The organism is Bradyrhizobium cytisi (genome assembly GCF_008123515.1).
Classification (GTDB): Bacteria; Pseudomonadota; Alphaproteobacteria; order Rhizobiales; family Xanthobacteraceae; genus Bradyrhizobium; species Bradyrhizobium cytisi.
Window position 1 is genome coordinate 99,983 of record NZ_VSSR01000021.1, and the last position, 25,260, is coordinate 125,242.

A 25,260-nucleotide genomic window follows, 5' to 3' on the forward strand; every position below is an offset into this window, starting at 1 on the left:
TGATCAATGAAGCGGGCGTTCGATTTCACAGCCTGCGCGCTGTTTCTTTTGATTTGCTGGCCGGTCCTCCTCGCCATCGCCATCGCCATTCGGCTCCAGAGTCCGGGTGCAGCGATCTTTGCGCAGGTTCGCGTCGGAAGAGGCGGGCATCCATTTACTTGTTACAAGTTTCGGACGATGCATACGGGAACCGCGAATGTTCCAACCCATCAGGTCGAGGCGTCGTCAGTCACCGCGCTCGGGGAGTATCTTCGACGTTTCAAGGTCGATGAAATCCCACAGCTTTTTAATGTGCTAACCGGCGATATGAGTCTTGTCGGACCTCGGCCGTGCTTGCCATCCCAAGCGGCCCTGGTTGAGGCGCGCAGGCGATTAGGAGTCTTGGCGGTCCTGCCTGGTATCACGGGCCTTGCGCAAAGCCGGGGTATCGATATGTCTGACCCCAAGCGTCTGGCTGAAGTGGATGCCGAATATATCCGCAGGCAGAGCTTTGCCGGAGATCTGAAGCTGATTTGGTCGACCCTTCGCGGGCACGGCGTGGGAGTCGATCGGGTTGTTCGGGACGAGACCTCTGGCTAGCAACCCAGGCAGCCGGACCCTGCGTTCAAGTGACGATCAAGACGGCTTCTTGACGGGCGGTTGATCAAACAACGGGTGGAAGGTCCGGGGCGCCCAACCGAAGTCCCGTGACGCAGGTTTCGAATCGAAAATCATGTCTTTCGTCATGCGAGTGCCCATCGCCACGTTCGCACCTGGAAAGAGTGGTTTCGCGAAAACGAAGGCGACCTTCCAGATGGAAGCGGGAATCGAAATGGTTCGTTGGGGTACCCCCATTCCTTCGAAAATCCGACCGATCATTTCACGATAGGTCAGCGTCTCTCCGCCCGGGAGAGAATAGAACTTGTTCGCAGCGGATGCGCTTGATGCCGCTGCAATGGCTCCGCTGGCGAGGTCGTCGGCATGCACCGGCTGTCGGAGGCCCGAGCCGCCGCCGACCAACGGCATGAAGCCAAATCGCCGGATGAGGCGCGAGAGCGGCGTAATGTTTGTGTCGCGACCAGGATCGTAGATCAATGTCGGACGCAAGATCGTCCATTCAACATCGTTGCGCTTGCAAGCCAGCACGATCTTCTCTTCAGCTTCGGCCAGCCTTCCCAACAGCTCTCGCTCTTCGGCGACCTCGCTGTCATGCTTGGTCATGACACTGGTGGAACTGAATACGACGATCCGCTTCAGCGAAGGATTGAAGATATAGGGAAGCGCGTCCGCCAACAGAATGGCATCGGCGGTACAGTAGAGGGTCGTGAATGCCGGGAAGTTCAGGGCTTCAGGCTTTGCCAGGTCACCGCAAAACCAATCGACATTTGCAGCGCTCTTTCGTGATCTGGAGAGGGCGAGCGGTCGTTGTCCGCCCTCCAGCAGCAGCCGAAGAATATGGCCGCCGACCAGCCCTGTGGCGCCAATGACCAGGCATCTTTTTTCGTCCGCCGAACTCATTCCGTAAATCATTCTTGAGCGATCCAGATTCACACGCCCAAAGGGCAGCGTCCAGTGGCGCGCTTCGGGACTTGACGCACGCCGTGTTGCTTCAACGTCGTCAGGCCGTCAATCCGTGCGCGATGGAGTCCGGCCACGAACTCCTCCTTCTTCCGCTTTGCAGCGGCTCAAGCTCGGGTTCGCCGGCGCTGCTCTAGCGAACCCCGTCCTTGGTCGCTCCGGTCGGTTGCTCGGCCTGTCCCGCCTTCTCGCGTTCGGCAGCCGGAATCTGGCGCAAGCGTTGGCGCTGCTTCATCCATGCGTCGTATTCCGGCGTGCCTGGTCGCGGTGGGGCGTCCGCAGGCAGGCCGCCGGCCCATTGCGGGACATAGTCGCCCATGCCCGCCGTGAGCTTCTCGTTGACGGTGCCGCAGCCGGACAGGCCCGCGGCAAGCCCGACGAGAAGCAGGAGAGAACGGAAACGCATGGACATCGTACGGCGCCGGGTTCGGAGCTTGGGGTGGTGAGACGCCGGGTAAACCAGCGGGTCAGGAAGGTAGCCTTCAACAAGATAAAATTGGCTTATTCGAGGTAGGTATCCAAATACCGGATGCGCACCTCGTTTGCCAATGTTCAAATTCTGCAAATGAAAGACGAAATTCTCCATCCACCTGCCGGGTCGCATTTCTAGACTGCGGCTATCGGCTCGCGACAATCTGACTTGTCCGGCGAGGGGGCTTTTTCGTTGACATGTCCATTTTATTTGTACAATCGTACAAATTGATATAGCTAGGATCGAGGTGGTCGTGTTACCCCGGCGTAACCGCGACATCGCGCTTCACGCTTGGTCATTGGCACGCGCCGCTTGCGCCGCATGGTCGCCAAACGTCCGATTGACAATGAGGGCGCGGAAGACGCCTTGTGACGCGCGACATCGCCCGTGCGTGGGTTAAGGTGAGGCAAGGACCGGGCACTCGGTCCGACGCACAAGAGGCCAGGAATGAAGGGGAGGGACATCTGATGTTCGAACGCAAATACTTTTCTCGGGTGGCCGCGCTTGCTGCCGTCGCCGGCCTTGCGGCCCTCGCACCGGCCAAGGCGGAAGACACCGTCAAGGTCGGCCTGATCCTGCCGATGACCGGCGGGCAGGCCTCGACCGGCAAGCAGATCGAGAACGCGATCAGGCTCTACATGCAGCAGAAGGGCGACACCGTCGCCGGCAAGAAGATCGAGATCATCCTCAAGGACGATGCGGCGATCCCGGACAAGACCAAGACCGCCGCGCAGGAGCTGATCGTCAACGACAAGGTCAATTTCATCGGCGGCTTCGGCGTGACGCCGGCAGCGCTCGCGGCCGCGCCGCTGGCGACGCAGGCCAAGATTCCGGAAGTCGTGATGGCGGCCGGCACCTCGATCATCACCGAGCGCTCGCCCTATATCGTGCGCACCAGTTTCACGCTGGCGCAGTCCTCGACCATCATCGGCGACTGGGCGGTGAAGAACGGCATCAAGAAGGTGGCGACGCTGACCTCGGACTACGCGCCGGGCAATGACGCGCTCAACTTCTTCAAGGAGCACTTCACGGCCGGCGGCGGCGAGGTGGTCGAAGAGGTCAAGACGCCGCTCGCCAACCCCGATTTCGCGCCGTTCCTGCAGCGCATGAAGGATGCCAAGCCCGACGCGATCTTCGTGTTCGTGCCGGCGGGCCAGGGCGGCAACTTCATGAAGCAATATGCCGAGCGCGGCCTCGACAAGGCCGGCATCAAGGTGATCGGACCGGGCGACGTCACCGACGACGACCTGCTCAACAATATGGGCGACGCCGTGCTCGGGACCGTGACCGCGCACATCTACTCGGCCGCGCATCCCTCGCCGATGAACAAGGACTTCGTCGCCGCCTACAAGAAGGCGTTCGGCACGCGTCCCGGCTTCATGGCGGTGAGCGGCTATGACGGCATCCACCTGATCTACGAGGCGCTGAAGAAGACCAATGGCGACACCGACGGCACCAAGCTGGTCGAAGCCATGAAGGGTCAGAAGTGGGAGAGCCCGCGCGGCCCGATCTCGATCGATCCGGAGACGCGCGACATCATCCAGAACGTCTACATCCGCAAGGTCGAGAAGGTCGACGGCGAGCTCTACAACGTCGAGTTCGCGACCTTCGAGGCCGTCAAGGATCTCGGCAAGACCAAGAAGTGACCCGCGAAAGCGGGTCATCCCCGAGCGCGCTTAGCGCGCATCGGGGATCCAGAAGTTGTTGAAGCAAGATTCCGGGTTCAGGGCATTCGTGCTGCCCCGGAATGACGAACGTCTACCAGGATCGCTCGACGCTCGATGACCTCAATCCTCACCAACCTGTTCGATGGCGTTGCCTACGGCATGCTGCTGTTCGTGCTCGCCTGCGGGCTCGCGGTCACGCTCGGCCTGATGAACTTCGTCAACCTCGCCCATGGCGCCTTCGCCATGGCCGGCGGCTATGTCTGCATGGTGCTGGTCAACAGGATGGGCTGGCCGTTCTTCGCGGCGCTGCCGCTCGCCTTCGTCTCGGCTGCCGCGATCGGAATTGCGCTCGAGCGTACGCTCTATCGCCATCTCTATGCACGCAGCCATCTCGACCAGGTGCTGTTCACCATTGGTCTCACGTTCATGTCGGTCGCGGCCGTCGACTACATCCAGGGCTCGTCGCGGGTCTTCATCAACCTGCCGGCCGCGCTGCAGGGCCAGTTCGACGTATTCGGCGTCGGCATCGGCCGCTACCGGCTGATGATCATCGTGATCTGCGGCCTGCTCACCATTGGTCTGCAGATGGTGCTGGCCAGGACCCGCTTCGGCAGCCGCCTTCGTGCCGCCGTCGATGATCCCCGCGCCGCGAGCGGCCTCGGCATCAACGTGCCGCAGGTGTTCGCCTTCACCTTTGCTTTTGGATGCGGGCTCGCAGGTCTCGGTGGTGCGCTGAGCGCCGAGATCCTCGGCCTCGATCCGTATTTCCCGCTGAAGTTCATGATCTACTTCCTGATCGTGGTCACCGTCGGCGGCTCGTCCTCGATCACCGGACCGTTTTTGGCCTCGCTCCTGCTCGGCATCGGCGACGTCGCCGGCAAATATTACGTGCCGAAGATGGGACCATTTGTGATCTACACCATGATGATCGTGATCCTGATCTGGCGCCCGAACGGACTGTTCGGCCGCACGGCTGCGCGTTGAGTTTGCCGATGAACGCTTCTTCCGACGTCGGTTATCACGCCCAACGGCGGGCGCGCTGGCACTATGGCCAGGCCGCCTTCTGGCTCGTCGTGCTCGCTTGCGGCTTTCTGTTCCCCACGCGCTATCTGATCATGACCGACATCCTGCGGCTGGCGCTGTTTGCGATGTCGCTCGATCTCGTCCTTGGCTATGCAGGAATCGTCTCGCTCGGTCACGCCGCCTTCTTCGGCGTCGGGGCCTATGCCGCCGGCTTGCTGGCGCTGCACGGCATCATCAACGAGCCGGTGCTGGCGCTGATTGCCGCAGGCCTCGCCGCGATGGTGCTCGGCTTCGCCACCAGTTTCCTGGTGATCCGCGGCGTCGACCTGACCCGGCTGATGGTGACGCTCGGCATCGCGCTGCTGCTGGAGGCGCTCGCCGAGCGCTTCTCCAACATCACCGGCGGCACTGACGGCCTGCAAGGAATCGAGATGCAGCCGATCTTCGGTGAGATCCCGTTCGACATGTTCGGCAAGGCCGGCTTCTTCTATTCACTAGCCGTGCTGTTCGCGCTGTTCCTTCTCGCCCGCCGCATCGTGCATTCGCCGTTCGGCCTGTCGCTGCGTGCGATCAAGAACAATCCGCTCCGCGCCGCGGCCATTGGCATCCCCGTCAACCGCCGCCTGATCGCGATCTATACGCTCGCGGCGTTCTATGCAGGCATCGCCGGCGCCCTGTTCACGCAGACCACCGCGATCGCTTCCCTCGACGTCTTCGCCTTCGAGCGCTCCGCCGACCTGATGCTTGTGCTCGTCATCGGCGGCACCGGCTATCTCTATGGCGGGCTGATCGGCGCGGTGATCTTCCGCATGCTCCAGGAAGTGTTCTCCACGATCACCCCGCAATATTGGCAGTTCTGGATCGGCCTCGTGCTGGTCGTGATCGTGCTGGTCGGCCGCCAGCGCCTGCATCGCTGGGTGCTTTATGTGCCGAACCTGATCATCAAGCAGGTCGCCGGACGCAAGGCCGTCGTCGCTGTACCGGAGAGCGACGCATGACCATCGCGCTCGAAACCCGGAATCTCGAAAAGACGTTTGGCGGCCTGCGCGTCACCCGCGACCTGTCGCTGAAGATCGAGCAGGGCGCCCGCCATGCGCTGATCGGTCCGAACGGCGCCGGCAAGACCACTGTCATCAACCAGCTCACCGGCGTGCTCAAGCCTAACTCCGGCCGCATCCTGCTCGAAGGCCAGGACATCACCGATCTCCCGGTGCACAAGCGCGTGCTGCGCGGCCTGTCGCGCACCTTCCAGATCAACCAGCTCTATCCTGATCTCACCCCGCTCGAGACCATCGGCCTTGCCGTCTCCGAGCGCCTCGGCCATGGCGGCGACTGGTGGCGGCGGATGGGCACGCGCAACGACGTCAATGACGAGATCGCCGATCTCCTGACGCGTTTCCATCTGCTCGATGTCATGAACGAAGAGACCGTGACGCTGCCCTACGGCAAGCAGCGCCTGCTCGAGATCGCGGTCGCGATCGCCGCCAAGCCGCGCGTGCTGCTGCTGGACGAGCCCGCCGCCGGCGTGCCGGAGAGCGAGCGCCACGACATTCTCGCCGTTGTAGGCAGTCTGCCGCGCGACGTCACCGTGCTGCTGATCGAGCACGACATGGACCTTGTGTTCTCCTTTGCCGATCGCATCTCGGTGCTGGTCTCCGGTGCGCTGCTGACTGAAGGTGCGCCCGACCAGGTCGCGCGTGATCCGCAGGTGAAGGCGGTCTATCTCGGCGAGGAGGCGGTCAATGTCTGACCTGCTCGCAATCGATTCACTTCGCGCCGGCTATGGCGAGGCGGTGGTGCTGCCCAACATGTCCCTGTGCCTTGCCGAGGGACAGGTGCTGGCGCTGCTCGGGCGTAACGGCACCGGCAAGACCACGCTGATCAACTCTATCGTCGGCGTCACCCGCCGTTTCTCCGGCAACGTCACCCTTGGCGGCACCGACGTCACGACCATGCGGCCGGACCAGCGGGCGCGCGCCGGCATTGGCTGGGTGCCGCAGGAGCGCAACATCTTCCGCTCGCTGACGGTGGAGGAGAACATGACCGCGGTGGCGCAGCCCGGTCCCTGGACCGTCGCGAAGGTCTACGAGATGTTCCCGCGGCTGAAGGAGCGGCGGGGCAACTTCGGCAACCAGCTCTCCGGCGGCGAGCAGCAGATGCTGGCGATCGGCCGTGCGCTGACCCTCAACCCAAAAGTCCTGCTGCTGGACGAGCCAACCGAGGGTCTGGCCCCCATCATCGTCGAGGAGCTTCTGAAGGCGATCGGGACCATCACCCGGGCCGGCGGCATCTGCTCGATCATTGTCGAGCAGAACGCCCAAAAGATTCTGGGGCTCGCCGGCCGTGTTGTGATATTGGAGCGCGGAACGATCGTCCACGACGCCCCGAGCGCCGCGCTGAAGGCCGACCCGTCGGTCCTCGAGCGCCATCTCGGTGTCGCCGGGGCGGCGGCCCACTAAAAAATCCTCGGGAGTTCAAGAATGCAGCGAACCAAAGCCCCCTTCCGCGCCGACGAGGTCGGCAGCCTCCTGCGTCCCGCCAAGATCAAGGAAGCCCGCGCGAAGCTCGAGAAGGGCGAGATTTCGCCCGACGATCTGCGCAAGATCGAGGACATGGAGATCGAGAAGGTCGTGCACAAGCAGGCCTCGGTCGGCCTGAAGCTCGCGACCGACGGCGAATTCCGCCGCTCCTGGTGGCATTTCGATTTCCTGGCCAAGCTCACGGGCTGCGAAATGTTTCATCCGGACACGGGCATCCAGTTCGCAGGCGTCGAGACGCGGCATGACGCGGTCCGCGTGATCGGCAAGCTCGATTTTCCCGACGACCATCCGATGCTGGACCACTTCCGCTTCCTGAAGAAGTCCGCCGACCAGGCCCACGTCACCGCCAAGATGACGATCCCCTCGCCAGCCGTGCTTCACTTCCGTGGCGGCCGCAAGGCGATCTCCAAGGACGTCTATCCGGATCTCGACGCTTTCTACGAGGACCTCGGCAAGACCTACCGCAAGGCCGTCAAGGCGTTCTACGACGCCGGCTGCCGCTATCTCCAGTTCGACGACACCGTCTGGGCCTATCTCTGCTCGCAGGACGAGTTGCAGAAGGCGCGCGAGCGCGGCGACAATCCGGAAGGCCTCCAGCAGATCTACGCACGCATCATCAATTACGCGCTGGCCGAGAAGCCCGCCGACATGGTGGTGACCACGCATGTCTGCCGGGGCAATTTCCGCTCGACCTGGATTTCTTCGGGCGGTTACGAGCCGGTGGCCGAGACCATGCTGGCCGGCACCAATTACGACGGCTACTTCCTGGAATACGACAGCGACCGCGCCGGCGGCTTCGAGCCGCTGCGCTTCCTGCCCAAGGGCAACAAGGTCGTCGTGGTCGGCGTCATCACGTCGAAGTTCGGCGAGCTCGAGAAGAAGGACGATATCAAGCGTCGTCTGGAAGAAGCCTCCAAGTTCGCCCCGCTGGAGCAGCTCGCGCTGTCGCCGCAGTGCGGCTTTGCCTCGACGGAAGAGGGCAACATCCTCTCCGAGGAGGAGCAGTGGGCCAAGCTTAGCCTTGCTGTGGAGATCGCGAAGGAAGTGTGGGGCCAGTAAGTCTCCACACCGCGCTGTCATTCCCCGCGAAGGCGGGGAATCCAGCACGCCGCGGCTTCTCGATGAACCACGGACCTCTCGGAATACTGGATCGCCGGTCAAGCCGGGCGATGACCACTGAGGGCGGAGAGTACTTCGCGTCACTAGGCAACGAACCCGCTGCCCTCACTTCTCCGCCAGATAGACCTCGCCCAGCAGCGACGAGTTCGACCACGGCACCTGCTTGTTTTTCGTCCCCGAGACCACCTCGGCCCGCACCCGCGTCAGCATCTGCTGCACTTCCAGCCCCGGCGTGCCGATGTGGCGGGACAGCGCCGCGGAAAATGGCGAATTGGCACCTTCACCGTCGAGCGCCACCTGGCCCGGTGCGGTCGCGAACGCGATCAGCGTGCCGGCCCCTAACGTCGCGCCGGACCCGAGGCTCGACGAAGCTGCGAGGCCTGGCGTCCCCTCGATGCCGCGACTGCTGCCTGCGGCTGCGACCTGCTGCGCCATCGGATTGTTGCGGCAGGCATCGAAGATCAGGATGTTGGTACGAACCTGGTCGTCGAGGCCAGCCATGATCGTGTCCATGTCGATCATCGCCTCGGTCATGCTCACACCGGGCTTGAGCTCGACGTCAACGGGAATGAGGTAGTTGCGACCGTCGACCTGCACGCCGTGACCGGCATAATAGACCAAGGCCACCTGCGCCCGCGCCGCCTCGCGCAGGAAGTCGCGTGTCACCTTCTGCATCGCGGCGCGGTTGAGATCGACGCCCTCCGATACAATGAAGCCGATGTCACGCAGGCTCTTGGCGACGGCGCGCGCGCATCGTTGGGCGGATTGGGCAGTGCCTTCACATGCGCGTAGGCGCCATTGCCGATAACGAGCGCCATGCGCTTGCCTGGCGTTGCGGGAACAGGCGAGGGCGCAGGCGCGGCGTTACCCTGCTGCTGCGTGGGCGTGGTCTGCTGTTGTCCTGACGGGGCGGGCGCATCGCGCGGGATCGGCACGGCTGGGTCCGTCACCAGCGACAGCCGCACTTTTGCGGTGGCCTGATTGGCCTTGCTGCCGGCGTCCGAGGCCACGATCGCGAGCGTTGCGTTGTAGTCGTTTTTCGCACGCGCGTAGTCGCCCTTGGCCTCATAGGCCAGCGCGCGATGGGTGTAGGCGGAGATCAGCACGCTGTTCGGCGGTGTCATGATGTTGACCGGCGGCTTCTCCTTCGCGAGCCGGATCGCCTCGCTGCCGTCGGCAATCGCGCGATCGAGATCGTTCTTCGCGCGCCAGATCGCGGTGCGGTTGATCAGCGGCTGCGGCAGCGTCGGATCGAGCCGGATTGCCTGGTTGATGTCGGAGAGCGCGCCGTCGAGATCGCCCAGCGCCCCCTTCGCGATGCCGCGGTTCTGGAACGAGAACGCCGATCTCGGATCGGCCTTGATCGACATGTCGTAATCGGCGATCGCCTTGGCGTAGTCGCCCTTGCCGCGCCAGGCATTGCCGCGGTTGTGGAACATGATGCCATCAGGCGGCCCGAGCTTCAGTGCGTCGTCGAAATCCGCGATCGCGATGTCGTAGTCGCCCTTGTCGTAATAGGCCGAGCCTCGCAAGCTGTAGACCGCCTGGCTCGGCCGCAGCCGGATCGCTTCGGTGGTGTCGGCAATGACACGGGCGTAGTCGCCCTTCTTGTTCCAGCCCACCGCGCGCCAGAAATAGACGGTCGCGAGCTGCTCGCCCTTGAAAACCTTCAGCGCGATGATCTTGCTGCAGGCGTCGACCATCTGGTCCGCCGGCGTGGCCTCGGTGGTGCAGAGCGGTCCGAGCTGGCTGCGCGCCTGGGCGGAGCAAGGCGCCGACCACAGGGGCGCCAAGAGAAGGGAGAGCGCGACGAGCAGGCGGCGCATGGAGCCTCGGATGCTGACGATATACCAGAAGGAGGACGTGACCCTTTTGTCGGTCCCAGGGGATCGTCGGTTCAGATCCTGCGGTTGCGGGGGCAGGCTTACTTCTTCGGTTGGCGGGTGCGGACCTCGATGAAGCCGCCGGCCATTTGAACTTCGAACCGTGACAGGAAGCTCATGCCGAGCAGGCCATCGATGCCGGCGCCGTAGCTCTTGTCATCCGTCGTCTGGATCGCCACGGGCACGTTGATCGCTTCCAGCTTGCCGAGCGCAACCTTGTCGGCTCGGGATAGTTTCGCTTTGCTCTGGCCGTTGGCCGTTATGAGCGTGATCTCACTGGTGCCGGCGTCGGGGATCTTGGCGCGGCTGGCAAAAGTGGACTTCACGGACACGTAGCTCGCGCCGGTATCGAGGACGAACAGTCCGGAGACGCCGTTGATCGCAGCCTTCACCGTGACGACGTCCTTCCCCCCGCGTAGGGGGAAGCTTTCTTTGCGTAATCCTGTCGAAGCGACGCAGTTGCCCTGGCTTTCGTAGTCGGCGATGATCTTCCGGGTCTGGCTGGTATCGCGGGTGGCCGGATCGAGCGCAACCCATAGACTGATCGGCGCTGTTGCCTCGCAGAACTGTTTGAGAGCCGCATAGGCGCCTGCCATGCGCAGGAAGACACGGCTCGAGATCGATTTCTTGTCCGTGCCATAGAGCTCGATGGCATCGGAATAGTCGGCCAGCGCACGGTGGTAGTCTTGCAGGCCATCAAGCGCGACGCCGCGCAAGTAGTGTGCGTCGCGATTGGTCGGTGCGCGCCGCATGAACTCGTCGGCGACCTCCGCGGCTCTGGGATAGTCCGTGAGCTTGAGATAGATGTTGATCGAGCGGTGCAGCGCGGTGATCGGCGCGCCACAATTCATGACGAACTTGTAGAGCCCGTCAGCGGCCTGTCGCCGGTAGCCGAGCTTGTCCAGCATGAGCGCGAGATCACTGATGCTTTTCTGGTCACACGGCTCGCGCTTCAACTCTTCCAGGCGCAGCCAGACAAATGGGTCGCGCGCGGCTGCGACGGGCAGGACGCCGATCCTCTCATAGACTGACGCGAATAATTCGTCGGGATTCTCGTCCAGATAACCTGCGCGTGCGCCGCCCGATAATGCCGCCAGCAGACAGGCGGCGAGCCAAAACAACCTGAACATACCGTGCCCCGAACACCCCGTTCGCAATGTATACCGGTAAGTGTAGGCGCGGCCAAACGCACGATGGGAGTGCCCCCAAGGATCTGGTTGGCCTGCCAATGAGGGGGGAGCAATTCCAGAGGGTATTCCCTGAGTGGGCAGAATTTGCTAGGAGGCGGGTCCCAACTTTTCTGCCCACCGTTGTCCCACTCATGAAAAACGACGAAATCCTGAGCCAAATCACCGAGTTCTGCCGCAAGGCGGACATGGCGGAATCGACGTTTGGCCGGCGTGCGGTGAACGATGGGAAGCTCGTGCAGCGGCTGCGCGAGGGCAAGCGCATCACCATCGACACGCTGGAACGGATCCAGGCCTATATCGCCGCGTCCACGACGGGTGGCCTGCCGCCGCCGCGGGGGCTCCAGGTGCCCCCGGAAAAGCGCGATCCGCGCGGCAATTTCCGCTTCTTCGAGAACCGGCAAAAGTATCTGCTGTTCGTCCACACCTGCAGCGAGAAGCGGGTGGTTGCGGAGCGTGTCGCGCTGGAGCTCGCCAGCATCCATCCTCGGCCGCCCGCCCTCCGCATCTTCGATGCCGGTGTCGGTGATGGCACGGTGCTGGCGCGAGTGCTGCGCGCCACGCACCAGCGCTACCCGCACATGCCGTTCTATGTGGCCGGCAAGGAGCTCAGTCTCGAGGATCTGCGCCTGACGCTGGAGAAGGTGCCGGACCGCATTTTCGAGCATCCGGCGTCGGTTTTCGTCTTCACCAACATGTTCTACTCGGAGGCGCCCTGGCTCACGCCGGCGTCGCCTGCGGCAGCGGCGGCCACCGTCTGGCACGAGGTTCCGCTGCGGGGCGCCTCATCAGGCGAGTTCGAGCAGCAGATCGCCGAGCTTCGGCCGTTCCTGGAGCAGAACTGGCGTGCCGCGATCAGCCCGCGCACGGCGATGCCGCTGTATGAGCGGCCGGTCGTGCTGGTGCTCTACCGCGAGGACCAGCGGTTTCTGCTGGATTCGACGATCCCGCGACCGGGCCAGACTGAGGCCAATTTCGACCTCGTGATCGCATCCCAGCCATACCGCGCGCTGTCCTCGGTCAATTTCCGGGCCAAGCGGATCATTGCACCGCTGGCGCGGGCGCTGCGGCCGGGCGGCCGCCTGATCGGTATCCACTCCCACGGTCACGATCCCGGCATGGAAATGATCCAGGCGATCTGGCCCGGAGAAAATCCTTTCTCGGTGAGCCGTCATGAGCTATTGCGCGCCGTTAAGTACGAGCTTGGGTCGTTGGGCCGCGACTTAAATTTTAATGCTTACGCGGACAACCGTTCGATCTTCAGGTATGATATGGAAGCGCTGCCCAACGAGGTGACTGGTACCATCGGAACCTCGACGGCCTTTGCAGCGTGGAATGCGGCGGTGTATGTCGCTCAGATTGAGGACGACCGGTTGACAGATATGACTCAAAACGGCCGCACTCTGGATGCCGCCAGGGATGTGCTGCGAAAGTACAACGGGCTCTGGTTTCTCGACGAATCCTACGTCATCTCGCGCCGGCGTGATTGACATAATCCAAGGGTAAACATCGCAAACTCCGCCTGAAGCGGCGGAACAAGGGGTTACTGATGCGCGCGTCCTATCTTTTCACCAGCGAGTCCGTGTCCGAGGGCCATCCGGACAAGGTCTGTGACCGGATTTCCGATGAAATCGTCGACCTGTTCTACCGGGAAGGGCCCAAGGCCGGCATCGATCCGTGGGCTATCCGCGCGGCCTGCGAGACGCTGGCCACCACCAACAAGGTCGTGATCGCCGGTGAGACCCGCGGTCCGAAGTCCGTCACCAACGAGCAGATCGAGAGCGTCGTGCGCGACGCGATCAAGGACATCGGTTACGAGCAGGACGGCTTCCACTGGCAGAAGGCGGACATCGAGATCCTGCTGCACCCGCAGTCGGCCGACATCGCGCAGGGCGTCGACGCGTTGCAGCCGGGCGAAGTCAAGGAAGAGGGCGCTGGCGACCAGGGCATCATGTTCGGTTATGCCACCAATGAGACGCCCGACCTGATGCCCGCGCCGATCTTCTACGCCCACAAGATCCTGCGTCTCATCTCCGAAGCCCGTCATTCCGGCAGGGAGAAGGTGCTGGGCCCGGATTCCAAGAGCCAGGTCACCGTGCAGTACGAGAACGGCAAGCCGGTCGGCGTGCGCGAGATCGTGGTGTCGCACCAGCATCTGGTCGAGGACATCTCGTCGAAGCAGATCCGCGACATCGTCGAGCCCTATGTGCGCGAGGCGCTGCCGAAGGACTGGATCACGCCGAAGACGATCTGGCACATCAACCCCACCGGCAAGTTCTACATCGGCGGTCCCGATGGTGACTCCGGCCTGACCGGCCGCAAGATCATCGTCGACACCTATGGTGGCGCGGCCCCGCATGGCGGCGGCGCGTTCTCCGGCAAGGATCCGACCAAGGTCGACCGCTCCGCGGCTTACGCGGCCCGCTACGTCGCCAAGAACATCGTCGCGGCCGGCCTTGCCGATCGCTGCACGCTGCAGCTCGCCTACGCGATCGGCGTGGCGCGTCCGCTGTCGATCTACATCGATACCCACGGCACCGGTAAGGTGTCGGAGGACCAGCTCGAGAAGGCCGCCGCCAAGGCGATGGACCTGACCCCGCGCGGCATCCGCAGCCATCTCGATCTCAACCGCCCGATCTACGCGCGCACCTCGGCCTATGGCCATTTCGGCCGCACGCCGGACAACGAGGGCGGCTTCTCCTGGGAGAAGACCGATCTCGTCGAGGCGCTCAAGCGCGCGGTCTAGTTCACTTGCGTCATTCCGGGGCGCCGCGACAGCGGCGAACCCGGAATCTCGAACCTCCGGATTCCGGGTTCGCTCGTTTCACGAGCGCCCCGGAATGACGAGCCCAACAAACAGGAACCCCCTATGAACGCGAAGCCCGGCTTCACCGATTACATCGTCAAGGACATCTCGCTCGCCGAGTTCGGCCGCAAGGAACTCTCGCTGGCCGAGACCGAGATGCCCGGCCTGATGGCCACCCGCGAAGAGTACGGCCCGAAGCAGCCGCTGAAGGGCGCGCGGATCGCCGGCTCCCTGCACATGACGATCCAGACCGGCGTGCTGATCGAGACGCTGGCAGCCCTCGGCGCCGACATTCGCTGGGTCTCCTGCAACATCTATTCGACGCAGGACCACGCTGCGGCTGCGATCGCAGCCGCCGGCATTCCAGTGTTCGCGGTCAAGGGCGAGACGCTGACCGAATACTGGGACTACACCGCAAAACTGTTCGACTGGCACGGCGGCGGTCACCCGAACATGATCCTCGACGACGGCGGCGACGCCACCATGTATGTCCATCTCGGCCTGCGCGCCGAGAACGGCGACACCGCGTTCCTGGACAAGCCGGCTTCGGAGGAAGAGGAAGTCTTCTTCGCGCTTTTGAAGAAGCAGCTTAAGGAAAAGCCGAAGGGCTACTTCGCCGAGATCGCCAAGAGCATCAAGGGCGTCTCCGAAGAGACCACCACGGGCGTGCATCGTCTCTATGACATGCAGAAGGCCGGCACGTTGCTTTGGCCCGCCATCAACGTCAACGACAGCGTCACCAAGTCGAAGTTCGACAATCTCTATGGCTGTCGTGAATCGCTGGTCGACGGCATCCGCCGCGGCACCGACGTGATGATGTCGGGCAAGGTCGCGATGGTCGCGGGCTTCGGCGACGTGGGCAAGGGTTCGGCGGCTTCGCTGCGCCAGGCCGGCTGCCGCGTGATGGTGTCGGAAGTCGATCCGATCTGCGCGCTGCAGGCGTCGATGGAGGGTTATGAAGTCACCACCATGGAAGACGCCGCGCCCCGCGCCGACATCTTCGTCACCGCGACCGGCAACAAGGACATCATCACCATCGAGCACATGCGCGCGATGAAGGATCGCGCCATCGTCTGCAACATCGGTCACTTCGACAACGAGATCCAGATCGCGTCTCTGCGCAATCTGAAGTGGACCAACATCAAGCCGCAGGTCGACGAGATCGAGTTCCCCGACAAGCACCGCATCATCATGCTGTCGGAAGGCCGGCTCGTGAACCTCGGCAACGCGATGGGCCATCCGTCCTTCGTGATGTCGGCGTCCTTCACCAACCAGACGCTGGCGCAGATCGAGTTGTTCGCCAACAACAAGGACGGCAAGTACAAGAAGGAAGTCTACGTGCTGCCGAAGACGCTCGACGAGAAGGTCGCGCGCCTGCATCTCGCAAAGATCGGCGTCAAGCTCACCGAGCTCCGCAAGGACCAGGCCGACTATATCGGCGTGAAGCAGGAAGGTCCGTACAAGAGCGATCACTACCGCTACTGATCCGCAGATCACATCGATCATCGACGCAAAGCCCTGGAGCGATCCGGGGCTTTGTTGTTTCGGCGCATGGAATTCAATTCGCTTTGCAGTCGCTGCGCGGCTGTTTGGCGATTGACGGCCAGCAGCGACGGGCGGACTATCGCCGCGGGCGGAGGAAACCATGCAACAAGAGCATTTCGACGTGCTGATCGTCGGTGCCGGCCTGTCCGGTGTCGGCGCGGGCTATCATCTTCAGACCAAGTGCCCGGGTAAGAGCTACGTCATCCTGGAGGGGCGCGACTGCATCGGCGGCACCTGGGACCTGTTTCGCTATCCCGGCATCCGCTCCGACAGCGACATGTTCACGCTCGGCTATTCCTTCAAGCCGTGGACCGATCCGAAGGCGATCGCCGGCGGGCCGCAGATCCTGAACTATGTGCGCGAGACCGCAACCGAGAACGGCATTGAGGCGCACGTCCGCTTCCGCCATCGCGTCAAGCGCGCGGCATGGTCGACGCAGGAAGCGCGCTGGACCGTCGAGGTCGAGCGTACCGCAGGGGAGGGCGCGACCGAGCTCGTGCGCTTCACCTGCAATTTCCTGTTCATGTGCTCAGGCTATTACAAATACGAGGCGGGCTATACGCCGGAGTTCAATGGCGTCGCGGATTTTGCCGGCCGCATCGTGCATCCGCAGAAATGGACCGAGGACATCGACTACGCGGGCAAGCGCGTCGTCGTGATCGGCTCCGGCGCGACCGCGGTGACGCTGGTGCCGGAGCTCGCCAAGACCGCGGCGCAGGTCACCATGCTGCAACGCTCGCCGACTTATGTGGTGTCGCGCCCGGCGCAGGATCCCGTCGCCAACGAATTGCGCCGTAATTTGCCGGCGCGGCTGGCCTATCACCTGATCCGCTGGCGCAACGTGATGTGGGGGATGTTCTTCTTCCAGCTCAGCCGGCGGCGGCCGGACAAGGTGAAGAACCTGATCCTCGGGGGCGTGCGTATGGCGCTCGGGCCGGACTACGACATCGCCACGCATTTCACGCCCCGCTACAACCCCTGGGACCAGCGGCTCTGTCTCGTGCCCGACGGCGATCTTTTCAAGGCGATCCGCGAAAAGCGCGCCGCCGTGGTTACCGATGAGATCGACACCTTTACCCGCGACGGCATCCGCCTGAAGGACGGCAGCGAGCTTGCGGCCGACATCATCGTGACGGCGACGGGCCTGGTGCTCCAGGTGGTCGGCGGCCTCGAGATCAGCGTCGATGGCCGCGCCGTCGATTTCGCGAGCACGCTGACCTATAAAGGCATGATGTATGCCGATGTGCCGAACATGGCTTCGGCCTTCGGTTACACCAACGCGTCCTGGACGCTGAAATGCGATCTCACCTGCGAATATGTCTGCCGTCTCATCAACTACATGGACCGGCACAATTTCCGTCAGTGCATGCCGCACAATGACGACCCCGAGATCACCGCGCAGCCGTCGCTCGATTTCACCTCTGGCTATGTCCAGCGCTCGGTCGCGAAGATGCCGAAGCAGGGCTCGAAGCAGCCGTGGCGGCTGTACCAGAACTACGCCTTCGACATCGTCTCGTTGCGGTTCGGCAGGATCGACGACGGCGTGATGCGATATTCCTGATCACGCCGCCGCCGCTTCTATGCCTTGCGCGGAGTGAGCTCGCTGAGTTGTCGCGTCGCGGCTGCCAATGCGTTGTTTTGCGTATACGGCCACCCGGCTGAATCGGGGATGGTTCCGAACAGTTAACGCCGGATTAAGGGATGAGTCCTAGCCTGTCTCGGCCGGGGTTACTCGCAAGGCCGAGGTGAGCCCAATGGAAGCCCAGAAGATCGCGGTCGACGCCGTCGTCGCGCTGACCGATTGCGACCGCGATGCCGTCGTCGCCTTCATCCGCCGGCTCTATCTCGCCGGCGTCACCGACCCCAAGCGCCTGACCTTCAAGGGTCTCCAGGCGTTGGCGCGGGCATGAATCGGGTCGTTTCGGTCCGCTTCGGCCCGATCTCTCCTCGGATGTTCTCCCCAGAGTGACCGCAACCCAGCGGTGAATATCTTGCCGCTCGGGCTGGGTCGCGTTAGATCACGTCCCCGGTTGTGTCACTCGGGAACTTGGGGAATGCTAAAGCAGCTTTTTGCGCCGCAACTTGTCATTTTGTATGTGCTCGCGGCCTCGACGATTTACGTTCACTTCCGTGGCAAGCAGCGGTTGCGCTTCGCGCGCCAGCTCGGCGATCACTCGACCTATCTCGCCCCCTACAATGTGCTGATGTACGCGGGCTCGGCCGTGCCGAACAAGCCCGTCATCTCCGTCGAGCAGTTTCCCGAACTGAAGCCGCTCAGCGAGAACTGGGAGACCATCCGCGACGAGGCCGTCCGCCTGTTCGACGAAGGTTTTATCCGCGCGGCAGCGAAGAACAACGATTGGGGCTTCTATTCGTTCTTCAAAAGCGGCTGGAAACGCTTCTACCTGAAATGGTACGACGACTTCCTGCCCTCGGCGCGCACGCTGTGCCCGAAGACGGTGGAGCTGCTCAATTCGATTCCGAGCGTGCATGGCGCGATGTTCGCGATGCTGCCGCCGGGCGGCAAGCTCGGCGCGCACCGCGATCCCTTCGCGGGCTCGCTGCGCTATCATCTCGGCCTGGTGACGCCGAACTCGAACAAGTGCCGCATCCTGGTCGACGGCGTCGAATGCGTCTGGCGTGACGGCGAGGCCTTCATGTTCGACGAGACTTTTATTCACAGCGCGGAGAATGCGACCGACGTCAACCGCATCATCCTGTTCTGCGACGTCGAGCGTCCGATGAAATACGGCTTCATGACCGCGATCAATCGCTGGGTTAGCCATCGCATCGTCAAGGCATCGGCAACCCAGAACGTCGACGGCGAGAGCGTCGGCGTGCTCAACAAGGTGTTCGGCAAGCTCTACGAGATCCACCTCGGCAGCCGCAAGATCAAGGAGTGGAACCGTAACGTCTACTACACGCTGAAATATTCGCTGACGGCGTTGATCCTCGGCCTGATTGTGCTGTCAGCGCTGCGGTGACGATCTCGGAATCAAAAAGCCCCGGAGCGATCTCCAGGGCTTTCTGTTTGTGGATACGCTCCAGCCGCAATCAGGCAGTCTTAGCGCCTGTCTGAATGGTCGAGCCCACATGCTGCCCGCGCAGTGCCGCGCTGATCCGGCCGGGCACGAGGCCGTTGACCACCTGCACGCGCGCGATGTGCCGTGCATTCGCCATCACCTCGAGCAGCGCAGGATCGAACGGCAGCGTGCCCCTCAGCTTCGCGAGTTCGGCGAAGCTGGTTTCTTTCAGCAGCTCGGCCGTTTTGCCATCAGCGCCATTGGGATCATTGGTGTAGACGCCGTCGACGTCCTCCACGATCGTGAGGCCGGCGGCCCCAAGCGCATCGGCGAGTAGGAAGGCGCCGGTGTCGGCGCGATGCAGCGGGATGCGCGAGGTCGGGAATTCGTGATGGTGGTAGGGCGGGAAGGCGCTGCCGACGACCGCGCGCGCCGCCGCGAGGTGGATCGCGAGCTGGCTCGCAATGGTCGGATGCTCGACATAGGAGACGCCCTCGGGTGCAAGCAGGCTCGCCAGGATATGGCCGTTCTGGCCGGCCTCGCTGGCGGCGAGCGGCGCGAGCGAGCCGACCGGCAGGCCGAGGTCGAGACCGACGCTGTAGAGATGGCGAGCACGGATGCCCGCGCCGGTCAGGATCAGCAGGCGATGCTCGGGCAGCAGCGATCGCAATTCATCGACGAGCGGCAGGATCGCCTCATGACCGCGATCCATGATGCGGCCGCCGATCTTGATGACCTGCAGCCAGGGCAGCAGCTTGATCGGGCGATTGCCGGCGACAGGACGGGTGAGATCGCTGTCCAGAAGGGTCTGGCGGGCGAGCGGCGAGGCGACGTGCTTAATCTGGTTGGTGTCAGCCATAACTGCTCTCTTCAGCTCGCGGTGATGATGGTGCCGACATGCTCGCCCGCGAGCGCGCGGGTGAGATTGCCGGGGACGAGGCCATTCACAACCTGCACCTGACTGACGTGGCGCGCCGCGGCGAGGAGATCGAGCACCGGGAATTCCAGGATGGAATCCTGCAGACCCTTGGCCTTCATTTCCGCCACCGAGATTTTCGGAATGAAGGTCGCATTCTTCGATGTTTTCGGGTTTGCTGTGTAAAGGCCGTTCTCGTCCTTCACATAGATCATCGCCTTGCAGCCGAACTGCTCGGCGACGAGGAAGCATCCGGCGTCGGTGCGGTAGGGCGGGATCACGCCCTCGGCCGCCGGCCGCATCCACAGGCTATAGGGCGGCATGCCACTGAAGATCACCGCGTTCACTTCGGCGAGGAACAGCGGCACGGACGATAGCCCGGCGCTGCTGACCGCAGAGATGCCGTGCTTGGCAAGCAGCTGTCCAAGCATCGCGGCGTTCTGGTCGGCCACGGAAGCGCCGAGCTGCGACAGCACGCCGGCCGGCAGGCGAAGCCCGGCGGCGATCGAATAGAGATGCCGCGCGCGGGTGCCGGCGCCGGTGCCGATCAGGAGCTTGTGGGCTTTACGGGCCGCAACAATCTCCTCGACGATCGGATAGACTGCGGCCCGACCGCGATCGATCATGCTCTGTCCGCCGATCTTGATGACGGTTGCGTCCGGCAGGATGCGGAAGTCCGAAGCTTTCTCCGCGGCGGCGACAAGCTGTGGGTCGGTGAGCGAGCGCTGCATCAGCAGCGCTTCAAGCTCGGTGGTCGTGGTCGACATCAGAGACACCTCTCGTTGTCAATGCATTCTCTGCGGCGACCCCTCCGGTCCTAACCGCGTGTGGGAGTCTTGCTGGATAGTTCGGCCCGTGGCAACAAAGATTGCCGGGATTGAGTTGCCCGAATATGGAGCAGGCGATGGCCTCCTTGCCGACCGCGAATACCGATATAACGCAGTTCTTTCGTCAGTGGCTGGAAACCTTCGCGGATTATGTCCGCGAGGTCGACTATGCCTCTGCGCGGCCGCTCTTCCATCCTGACGCGCTGGCTTTCGGCACGCATAACGATGTCATCCCCGGCCTCGATCAATGGGTCGCGACGCAATGGGACAACGTCTGGCCGAAGACGACCGACTTCCGCTTCGTGCTCGATCAGATCGCGATCCTGGCATCCCGCGACGGCACGATGGCGACGGTGATCGCGCCCTGGACGAGCACGGGCTATCATCCCGATGGCAGCGCATTTCCGCGTCCCGGCCGGGCGACGATGGTGTTTTCAAGAGACCGAGATGGTTGGCTGTGTGTGCATTCCCACATGTCGCTCAATCGCGGTGTGCCGCAGACGAGCCACGCCAATCGGCCTGTGAAGGCTTGGTAGAGGGCGGTCACCGCGGGCTCCATCGGCGACTAAAGTCTTAGCCTCTCGTTCCAGCCTGCTGGAACCATTGGAACCTGATATCGTTTGTTCCGCAACGAACAATCGATGAAAATGCGCAAGTGGGGGTCTATCGGAGGGAGCATTCCGATGGCAACACTCGACCTTGATGTCACCCAACTCACCACATCCGAGCATCAGCGCCAGCTTCGTCGCGCCGTGATCGCCTCCACGATCGGGACTGCGATCGAATGGTATGATTTTTTTCTCTACAGCACCGTCACGGGTCTGGTTTTCGCAAAGCTGTTCTTTCCGCACTCCGATCCCTGGGTCGGCACGCTGGAGGCGTTTGCGATCTACGCGGTCGGCTTCGTCGCGCGCCCGATCGGCGCGGCCATCTTTGGGCACTATGGCGACCGCATCGGACGCAAATCCACTTTGATCGCGACCCTGCTCTTGATGGGACTGGCGACTGCCGCAGTGGCCGTGGTGCCGACCTATGCAAGCATCGGCATCTGGGGCGCCGCGATCCTGACCGTACTGCGATTCATTCAGGGCGTTGGCGTCGGCGGCGAGTGGGGCGGCTCGGTGCTGATGTCGATGGAATGGGCCCGCAACGATCAATCCCGAGGATTGATCGCATCATGGCCGCAATTCGGCGTGCCATGCGGCCTGTTTCTCGCCAATCTTGCCGTGCTGGCGTTCAGCCAGATGGCGGGCGATCAGTTCCTGGCGTGGGGGTGGCGCATTCCGTTCGCGCTCAGCATCATCCTGGTCGGTGTCGGCCTCTACATCCGGCTCGGCATTCTCGAAACGCCCGTGTTCTCAAAGCTCGTGGCTGAACGTCAGGTCGAGCGCACGCCGATGCTGACCGTGATCCGGGAATATCCGAAGGAGATTCTGCTGTCCGCGTTCGCGCGCATGTCGGAGCAGGCGCCGTTCTACATCTTCACTGCCTTCGTGTTCTCCTATGGCATCGGTACCCTGCACGTTTCGCGCGACTTCCTGCTGACCGCGGTGCTCTCGGCCTCGGTGCTGTCCTTTGTCTCGATCCCGCTCTGCGGCCACATCTCCGATCAGATCGGCCGCAAGAACATGTACATGCTCGGCGCTGCCGCCACGGGCATTTTCGGCTTCATCTATTTCGCGATGCTCAATACCGGATCACCGACCATCATCTTCCTGGCGATCATCCTGTCGCTGATTCCGCATGACATGCAGTATGGGCCGCAAGCCGCGTTGATCGCCGAGAGCTTTACCGGGCGCCTGCGCTACAGCGGCTCCTCGCTCGGCTATCAGCTCGCATCCGTGATCGCCGGCGGCCCCGCGCCGCTGATCGCCGCCTGGCTATTCGGCACGTTCCACTCGGCGATCGCCATTGCGGTCTATATCGCGATTTGCGCAGTCATAACGCTGGCCGCAACCGCGATGATGACCGATTACACCGGGAAGGACATCAACGCGGCGGGCGCGCACGAGCGGCGAATTTGAGACCACAAAAAGCCCCGGACGCCATCTCCGGGGCTTTGCTTTTCCCGTGATCTCGAGGTCAGCCTTACTCCGGCTGGCCGATGCTCACCTTCAGCGTGCCGACGCCGTCGACGCCGCATTCGAGCTTATCGCCGGGCTGGAGCTGCGACACGCCCGCCGGCGTGCCGGTCATGATGATGTCGCCGGCGGCGAGCTTCACCTGCTGCGACAGCTGCCAGATGATTTCCGGCACGTTCCAGATCAGCTCGGTGAGGTCGCCCTTCTGGGCTTCCTTGCCGTTGACCGTGAGCCAGATCTTGCCCTTGGCGGGATGGCCGATCTTCGAGGCCGGCTGCACCGCGGAGGCGGGCGCCGAGCCGTCGAACGACTTGCCGATCTCCCACGGGCGCTCCTTCTTGCGCGAGGCGATCTGGAGGTCGCGGCGGGTGAGGTCGATACCGACGGCGTAGCCGTAGACGTGGTCGAGCGCCTTGTCGGCGGGGATGTTGAGGCCGCCGCTCTTCATCGCGACGATCAGCTCGACCTCGTGATGCAGATCCTTGGTCAGCGGCGGATAGGGGATGGTGGCGCCATCGGGCACCAGCATGTCGGCGTGCTTGGCGAAGAAGAACGGCGGCGCGCGCTCGTCATTGCCCATCTCGCGGATGTGCTCGAGATAGTTGCGGCCGACGCACCAGATGCGGCGCACCGGATAACGGCCGGCCTCGCCGACGACGGGAAGCGAAGCCTGCGGCGGAAGCGGAATGACGTAGGAGGCGGCGTTCATGAAGCGATCTCGCTGCTCTTGAGGTGGACAGAACTCTATGCGGTGGCGCTGATCGGCGCCAGAGCGCCGGCATCGTGATGCTGCAGGCGGAAGAACGAGGCGTAGCGGCCCGAGCGGCGCAGCAGCTCGTCATGCCGGCCCTGCTCGACGATCTCGCCGCCTTCGACCACCAGGATCGCATCCGCATGCATGATGGTGTGCAGCCGGTGCGCGATCACGATGGTGGTGCGGTTCTGGCAGAGATGCTCGATCGCCTGCTGGACCTGGCGTTCGGACTCGGAATCGAGCGCGGCGGTGGCTTCGTCCAGCAGGATGATCGGGGCATTCTTGAGCAGCGCGCGCGCCACCGCGATGCGCTGGCGCTGGCCGCCCGACACTTGGGTGCCGTGCTCGCCGACCGGGGTGTCGTAGCCGAGCGGGAAGCTCATGATGAAATCATGCGCGCAGGCTGCCTTCGCCGCATCGATGATCTCGCTCTCGCTCGCGCCTGGTTTGCCGAAGGCGATGTTGTTGCGGATGGTGTCGCGGAACAGATAGACGTCCTGGCCAACATAGGCGGTCTGCGCCCGCAGCGATTTGCGCGACACCGCCCCGATCGGCTGGCCGTCGATCACGATGTCGCCTTGCGTCACCTCGTAGAAGCGCAACAGCAGCGCCAGCACGGTCGACTTGCCGCCGCCAGAGGGGCCGACCAGCGCGGTGACCTTACCGGGCTCGGCGACAAAACTCATGCGGTTGAGCACGGTCTCATTGGCGCGATAGCAGAAGCTGACGTCGCGCAGCTCGATCCGCGCATCGGAGAGCTTGAGGGCCGGCTTGTCGTCGTCGGAATGCTCGCTGGCCGGGCTGTCGACGACCTCGAGCAGCATGCGCGCGCCGACGAGCTGGCTGTTGAGGTCGATGTTGAGCCGCGCCAGCCGCTTGGCCGGTTCGGTCGCCATCAGGAAGGCGGTCATGAACGAGAAGAACGCGCCGGGCGTGGCGTTAAGCGCGACCACGCTGTAGCCGCCATAAAGCAAGCAGCCGGCGACCGCGAAGCCGCCGAGCATTTCCATCAGCGGGTTGGAACGGTTGGCGACGCGGGCCATCTTGTTGGCGTTGCGCTCGACGACCGCGATGTTCTCGTCGATGCGCTTCTGCATGGTCTCTTCGAGCGTGAACGCCTTCACCGTGCGGATGCCCTGCAGCGATTCCTGCATCGTTTCCATGATGTCGGCGGTGCCGGTGAACTGGTTGAAGGCGAGGCCCTTGATGCGCTTGACCAGCTTGCGCAGCACCAGCATCGCCGGCGGCACCGCGACGAGGCCGATCAGCGACATCAGCGGATCCTGCCACACCATCACGCCGATCATGGCGAGCAGCATCAGCAGATCGCGCCCGATGGCGTTGACCAGCATGTTGAGCACATCGGTGATCGACTTGGCGCCGGCCGTCAGCCGGGCCAAAAATTCGGACGAATGCCGCTCGGAGAAGAAGCCGACGCTCTCGCGCATCAGCTTGGCAAACAGCTGGCGCTGGTTGGTGGCGAGGATGGCGTTGCTGATCTTGGTCAGGATCACCATGTGGCCATAGGTCGCCACGCCCTTGATGAACAGCAGGATCACGGTGACGCCCGAGAACATCGCGATGCCCGGGATGTTCTTGTCGACATAGGCCTGGTTGATGACCTGGCCAAGCACGTAGGTCGCGCCTGCGGTGGCGCCTGCGGCCGCCGCCATCAGCGCAAAGGCGACGAGGTAGCGCCGCCAGTAGACGACGCCCTGTTCCGTGACCAGGCGGCGAATGAGGACCATCGCCTCATAGGGATCGTCGGTGATTTTCTTTGGAAACTGGGCCATCCGTAGTCCATTGACGGCCAAGGCGAAAAGCCTGCCCGCGCGTCAGGGATCGAATGGCCTCTGTGCC

At 63.2% G+C, this 25,260-nt stretch carries 22 protein-coding genes and 1 pseudogene; 15 read left to right on the forward strand and 8 right to left on the reverse strand.

Going from position 1 to position 25,260, the window contains the following annotated elements:
- The first annotated feature begins 6 nt into the window (after nt 1-6).
- Nucleotides 7-579 carry a sugar transferase gene (locus FXB38_RS13030; protein WP_148751254.1) on the forward strand — a complete coding sequence of 191 codons (573 nt, stop codon included), beginning with the start codon at nt 7-9 and terminating at the stop codon, nt 577-579.
- Nucleotides 580-615: 36 nt separating this feature from the next.
- On the opposite strand, the gene FXB38_RS13035 is transcribed toward FXB38_RS13030, so the two are convergent.
- Complete coding sequence (locus FXB38_RS13035; protein ID WP_246229860.1) at nt 616-1,509, reverse strand: NAD-dependent epimerase/dehydratase family protein; 894 nt, start codon at nt 1,507-1,509, stop codon at nt 616-618.
- Between the two features lie 181 nt (nt 1,510-1,690).
- Entirely contained in the window at nt 1,691-1,969 is a 279-nt protein-coding gene (locus FXB38_RS13040; RefSeq protein ID WP_148751255.1) for a hypothetical protein, read from the reverse strand.
- A 527-nt stretch (nt 1,970-2,496) separates the two neighbouring features.
- Between FXB38_RS13040 and FXB38_RS13045 the strand changes: the two genes are divergently transcribed.
- From FXB38_RS13045 to FXB38_RS13070, 6 genes are all read left to right on the forward strand, one after another.
- Nucleotides 2,497-3,675, forward strand: a complete 1,179-nt coding sequence (locus tag FXB38_RS13045; protein ID WP_148751256.1) for an ABC transporter substrate-binding protein — start codon at nt 2,497-2,499, stop codon at nt 3,673-3,675.
- 135 nt (nt 3,676-3,810) lie between these two features.
- Nucleotides 3,811-4,680, forward strand: coding sequence for a branched-chain amino acid ABC transporter permease (locus FXB38_RS13050; RefSeq protein ID WP_148751257.1), 870 nt, complete (start codon nt 3,811-3,813; stop codon nt 4,678-4,680).
- Nucleotides 4,681-4,688: 8 nt separating this feature from the next.
- Complete coding sequence (locus FXB38_RS13055; protein WP_148751258.1) at nt 4,689-5,717, forward strand: branched-chain amino acid ABC transporter permease; 1,029 nt, start codon at nt 4,689-4,691, stop codon at nt 5,715-5,717.
- On the forward strand, nt 5,714-6,469 hold the full coding sequence (locus FXB38_RS13060; RefSeq protein ID WP_148751259.1) for an ABC transporter ATP-binding protein: 756 nt from the start codon (nt 5,714-5,716) through the stop codon (nt 6,467-6,469). Before FXB38_RS13055 ends, FXB38_RS13060 begins: the two co-directional genes overlap by 4 nt.
- Nucleotides 6,462-7,178 (forward strand): ABC transporter ATP-binding protein, encoded by a 717-nt coding sequence (locus tag FXB38_RS13065; RefSeq protein WP_148751260.1) that lies wholly within the window; start codon nt 6,462-6,464, stop codon nt 7,176-7,178. Before FXB38_RS13060 ends, FXB38_RS13065 begins: the two co-directional genes overlap by 8 nt.
- A 21-nt stretch (nt 7,179-7,199) precedes the next feature.
- A complete protein-coding gene (locus tag FXB38_RS13070) occupies nt 7,200-8,318 on the forward strand; it encodes a cobalamin-independent methionine synthase II family protein (protein WP_148751261.1) in 1,119 nt (372 codons plus the stop codon).
- A gap of 165 nt (nt 8,319-8,483) precedes the next feature.
- Here the strand turns inward: FXB38_RS13070 and FXB38_RS13075 are convergent.
- Nucleotides 8,484-10,204 (reverse strand): annotated as a pseudogene (locus tag FXB38_RS13075) (caspase family protein).
- A 98-nt stretch (nt 10,205-10,302) separates the two neighbouring features.
- On the reverse strand, nt 10,303-11,391 hold the full coding sequence (locus tag FXB38_RS13080) for an aspartyl protease family protein (protein WP_148751262.1): 1,089 nt from the start codon (nt 11,389-11,391) through the stop codon (nt 10,303-10,305).
- 191 nt (nt 11,392-11,582) lie between these two features.
- On the opposite strand from FXB38_RS13080, the gene FXB38_RS13085 reads away from it, so the two are divergent.
- The 6 genes from FXB38_RS13085 (at nt 11,583) to FXB38_RS13105 (ending at nt 18,783) form a co-directional block, all read left to right on the forward strand.
- Nucleotides 11,583-12,938: a hypothetical protein gene (locus FXB38_RS13085; protein ID WP_148751560.1), complete on the forward strand. Its 1,356-nt coding sequence runs from the start codon at nt 11,583-11,585 to the stop codon at nt 12,936-12,938.
- Nucleotides 12,939-12,997: 59 nt separating this feature from the next.
- A complete protein-coding gene (gene metK, locus FXB38_RS13090; protein WP_148751263.1) occupies nt 12,998-14,194 on the forward strand; it encodes a methionine adenosyltransferase in 1,197 nt (398 codons plus the stop codon).
- Nucleotides 14,195-14,317: 123 nt separating this feature from the next.
- A complete protein-coding gene (gene ahcY, locus FXB38_RS13095; RefSeq protein WP_148751264.1) occupies nt 14,318-15,739 on the forward strand; it encodes an adenosylhomocysteinase in 1,422 nt (473 codons plus the stop codon).
- 160 nt (nt 15,740-15,899) lie between these two features.
- Nucleotides 15,900-17,360: a flavin-containing monooxygenase gene (locus FXB38_RS13100; protein WP_148751265.1), complete on the forward strand. Its 1,461-nt coding sequence runs from the start codon at nt 15,900-15,902 to the stop codon at nt 17,358-17,360.
- 193 nt (nt 17,361-17,553) lie between these two features.
- A complete protein-coding gene (locus tag FXB38_RS42695; RefSeq protein WP_187434840.1) occupies nt 17,554-17,709 on the forward strand; it encodes a hypothetical protein in 156 nt (51 codons plus the stop codon).
- 144 nt (nt 17,710-17,853) lie between these two features.
- Nucleotides 17,854-18,783, forward strand: a complete 930-nt coding sequence (locus FXB38_RS13105) for an aspartyl/asparaginyl beta-hydroxylase domain-containing protein (RefSeq protein ID WP_148751266.1) — start codon at nt 17,854-17,856, stop codon at nt 18,781-18,783.
- A 70-nt stretch (nt 18,784-18,853) separates the two neighbouring features.
- Here the strand turns inward: FXB38_RS13105 and FXB38_RS13110 are convergent, their stop codons facing one another.
- Nucleotides 18,854-19,681: an amino acid kinase family protein gene (locus FXB38_RS13110; protein ID WP_148751267.1), complete on the reverse strand. Its 828-nt coding sequence runs from the start codon at nt 19,679-19,681 to the stop codon at nt 18,854-18,856.
- Nucleotides 19,682-19,692: 11 nt separating this feature from the next.
- Nucleotides 19,693-20,505: an amino acid kinase family protein gene (locus FXB38_RS13115; RefSeq protein WP_148751268.1), complete on the reverse strand. Its 813-nt coding sequence runs from the start codon at nt 20,503-20,505 to the stop codon at nt 19,693-19,695.
- Between the two features lie 137 nt (nt 20,506-20,642).
- On the opposite strand from FXB38_RS13115, the gene FXB38_RS13120 reads away from it, so the two are divergent.
- Complete coding sequence (locus FXB38_RS13120) at nt 20,643-21,101, forward strand: YybH family protein (RefSeq protein ID WP_148751269.1); 459 nt, start codon at nt 20,643-20,645, stop codon at nt 21,099-21,101.
- Nucleotides 21,102-21,248: 147 nt separating this feature from the next.
- On the forward strand, nt 21,249-22,589 hold the full coding sequence (locus FXB38_RS13125; protein WP_148751270.1) for an MFS transporter: 1,341 nt from the start codon (nt 21,249-21,251) through the stop codon (nt 22,587-22,589).
- Between the two features lie 64 nt (nt 22,590-22,653).
- On the opposite strand, the gene FXB38_RS13130 is transcribed toward FXB38_RS13125, so the two are convergent.
- The gene (locus tag FXB38_RS13130; RefSeq protein WP_148751271.1) at nt 22,654-23,355 is read right to left on the reverse strand and encodes a fumarylacetoacetate hydrolase family protein; all 702 of its coding nucleotides are present in this window, start codon (nt 23,353-23,355) and stop codon (nt 22,654-22,656) included.
- A gap of 35 nt (nt 23,356-23,390) precedes the next feature.
- Nucleotides 23,391-25,193, reverse strand: coding sequence for an ABC transporter ATP-binding protein (locus tag FXB38_RS13135; protein ID WP_148751272.1), 1,803 nt, complete (start codon nt 25,191-25,193; stop codon nt 23,391-23,393).
- Between the last annotated feature and the right edge of the window lie 67 nt (nt 25,194-25,260).

Excerpts from the sequence above, each read along its gene's own strand:
- FXB38_RS13030 (WP_148751254.1), top strand. The coding sequence starts at position 7 with ATGAAGCGGGCGTTCGATTTCACAGCCTGCGCGCTGTTTCTTTTGATT.
- FXB38_RS13035 (WP_246229860.1), bottom strand. The coding sequence starts at position 1,509 with ATGATTTACGGAATGAGTTCGGCGGACGAAAAAAGATGCCTGGTCATT.
- FXB38_RS13040 (WP_148751255.1), bottom strand. The coding sequence starts at position 1,969 with ATGTCCATGCGTTTCCGTTCTCTCCTGCTTCTCGTCGGGCTTGCCGCG.
- FXB38_RS13045 (WP_148751256.1), top strand. The coding sequence starts at position 2,497 with ATGTTCGAACGCAAATACTTTTCTCGGGTGGCCGCGCTTGCTGCCGTC.
- FXB38_RS13050 (WP_148751257.1), top strand. The coding sequence starts at position 3,811 with ATGACCTCAATCCTCACCAACCTGTTCGATGGCGTTGCCTACGGCATG.
- FXB38_RS13055 (WP_148751258.1), top strand. The coding sequence starts at position 4,689 with ATGAACGCTTCTTCCGACGTCGGTTATCACGCCCAACGGCGGGCGCGC.
- FXB38_RS13060 (WP_148751259.1), top strand. The coding sequence starts at position 5,714 with ATGACCATCGCGCTCGAAACCCGGAATCTCGAAAAGACGTTTGGCGGC.
- FXB38_RS13065 (WP_148751260.1), top strand. The coding sequence starts at position 6,462 with ATGTCTGACCTGCTCGCAATCGATTCACTTCGCGCCGGCTATGGCGAG.
- FXB38_RS13070 (WP_148751261.1), top strand. The coding sequence starts at position 7,200 with ATGCAGCGAACCAAAGCCCCCTTCCGCGCCGACGAGGTCGGCAGCCTC.
- FXB38_RS13080 (WP_148751262.1), bottom strand. The coding sequence starts at position 11,391 with ATGTTCAGGTTGTTTTGGCTCGCCGCCTGTCTGCTGGCGGCATTATCG.
- FXB38_RS13085 (WP_148751560.1), top strand. The coding sequence starts at position 11,583 with ATGAAAAACGACGAAATCCTGAGCCAAATCACCGAGTTCTGCCGCAAG.
- metK (WP_148751263.1), top strand. The coding sequence starts at position 12,998 with ATGCGCGCGTCCTATCTTTTCACCAGCGAGTCCGTGTCCGAGGGCCAT.
- ahcY (WP_148751264.1), top strand. The coding sequence starts at position 14,318 with ATGAACGCGAAGCCCGGCTTCACCGATTACATCGTCAAGGACATCTCG.
- FXB38_RS13100 (WP_148751265.1), top strand. The coding sequence starts at position 15,900 with ATGCAACAAGAGCATTTCGACGTGCTGATCGTCGGTGCCGGCCTGTCC.
- FXB38_RS42695 (WP_187434840.1), top strand. The coding sequence starts at position 17,554 with ATGGAAGCCCAGAAGATCGCGGTCGACGCCGTCGTCGCGCTGACCGAT.
- FXB38_RS13105 (WP_148751266.1), top strand. The coding sequence starts at position 17,854 with ATGCTAAAGCAGCTTTTTGCGCCGCAACTTGTCATTTTGTATGTGCTC.
- FXB38_RS13110 (WP_148751267.1), bottom strand. The coding sequence starts at position 19,681 with ATGGCTGACACCAACCAGATTAAGCACGTCGCCTCGCCGCTCGCCCGC.
- FXB38_RS13115 (WP_148751268.1), bottom strand. The coding sequence starts at position 20,505 with ATGTCGACCACGACCACCGAGCTTGAAGCGCTGCTGATGCAGCGCTCG.
- FXB38_RS13120 (WP_148751269.1), top strand. The coding sequence starts at position 20,643 with ATGGCCTCCTTGCCGACCGCGAATACCGATATAACGCAGTTCTTTCGT.
- FXB38_RS13125 (WP_148751270.1), top strand. The coding sequence starts at position 21,249 with ATGGCAACACTCGACCTTGATGTCACCCAACTCACCACATCCGAGCAT.
- FXB38_RS13130 (WP_148751271.1), bottom strand. The coding sequence starts at position 23,355 with ATGAACGCCGCCTCCTACGTCATTCCGCTTCCGCCGCAGGCTTCGCTT.
- FXB38_RS13135 (WP_148751272.1), bottom strand. The coding sequence starts at position 25,193 with ATGGCCCAGTTTCCAAAGAAAATCACCGACGATCCCTATGAGGCGATG.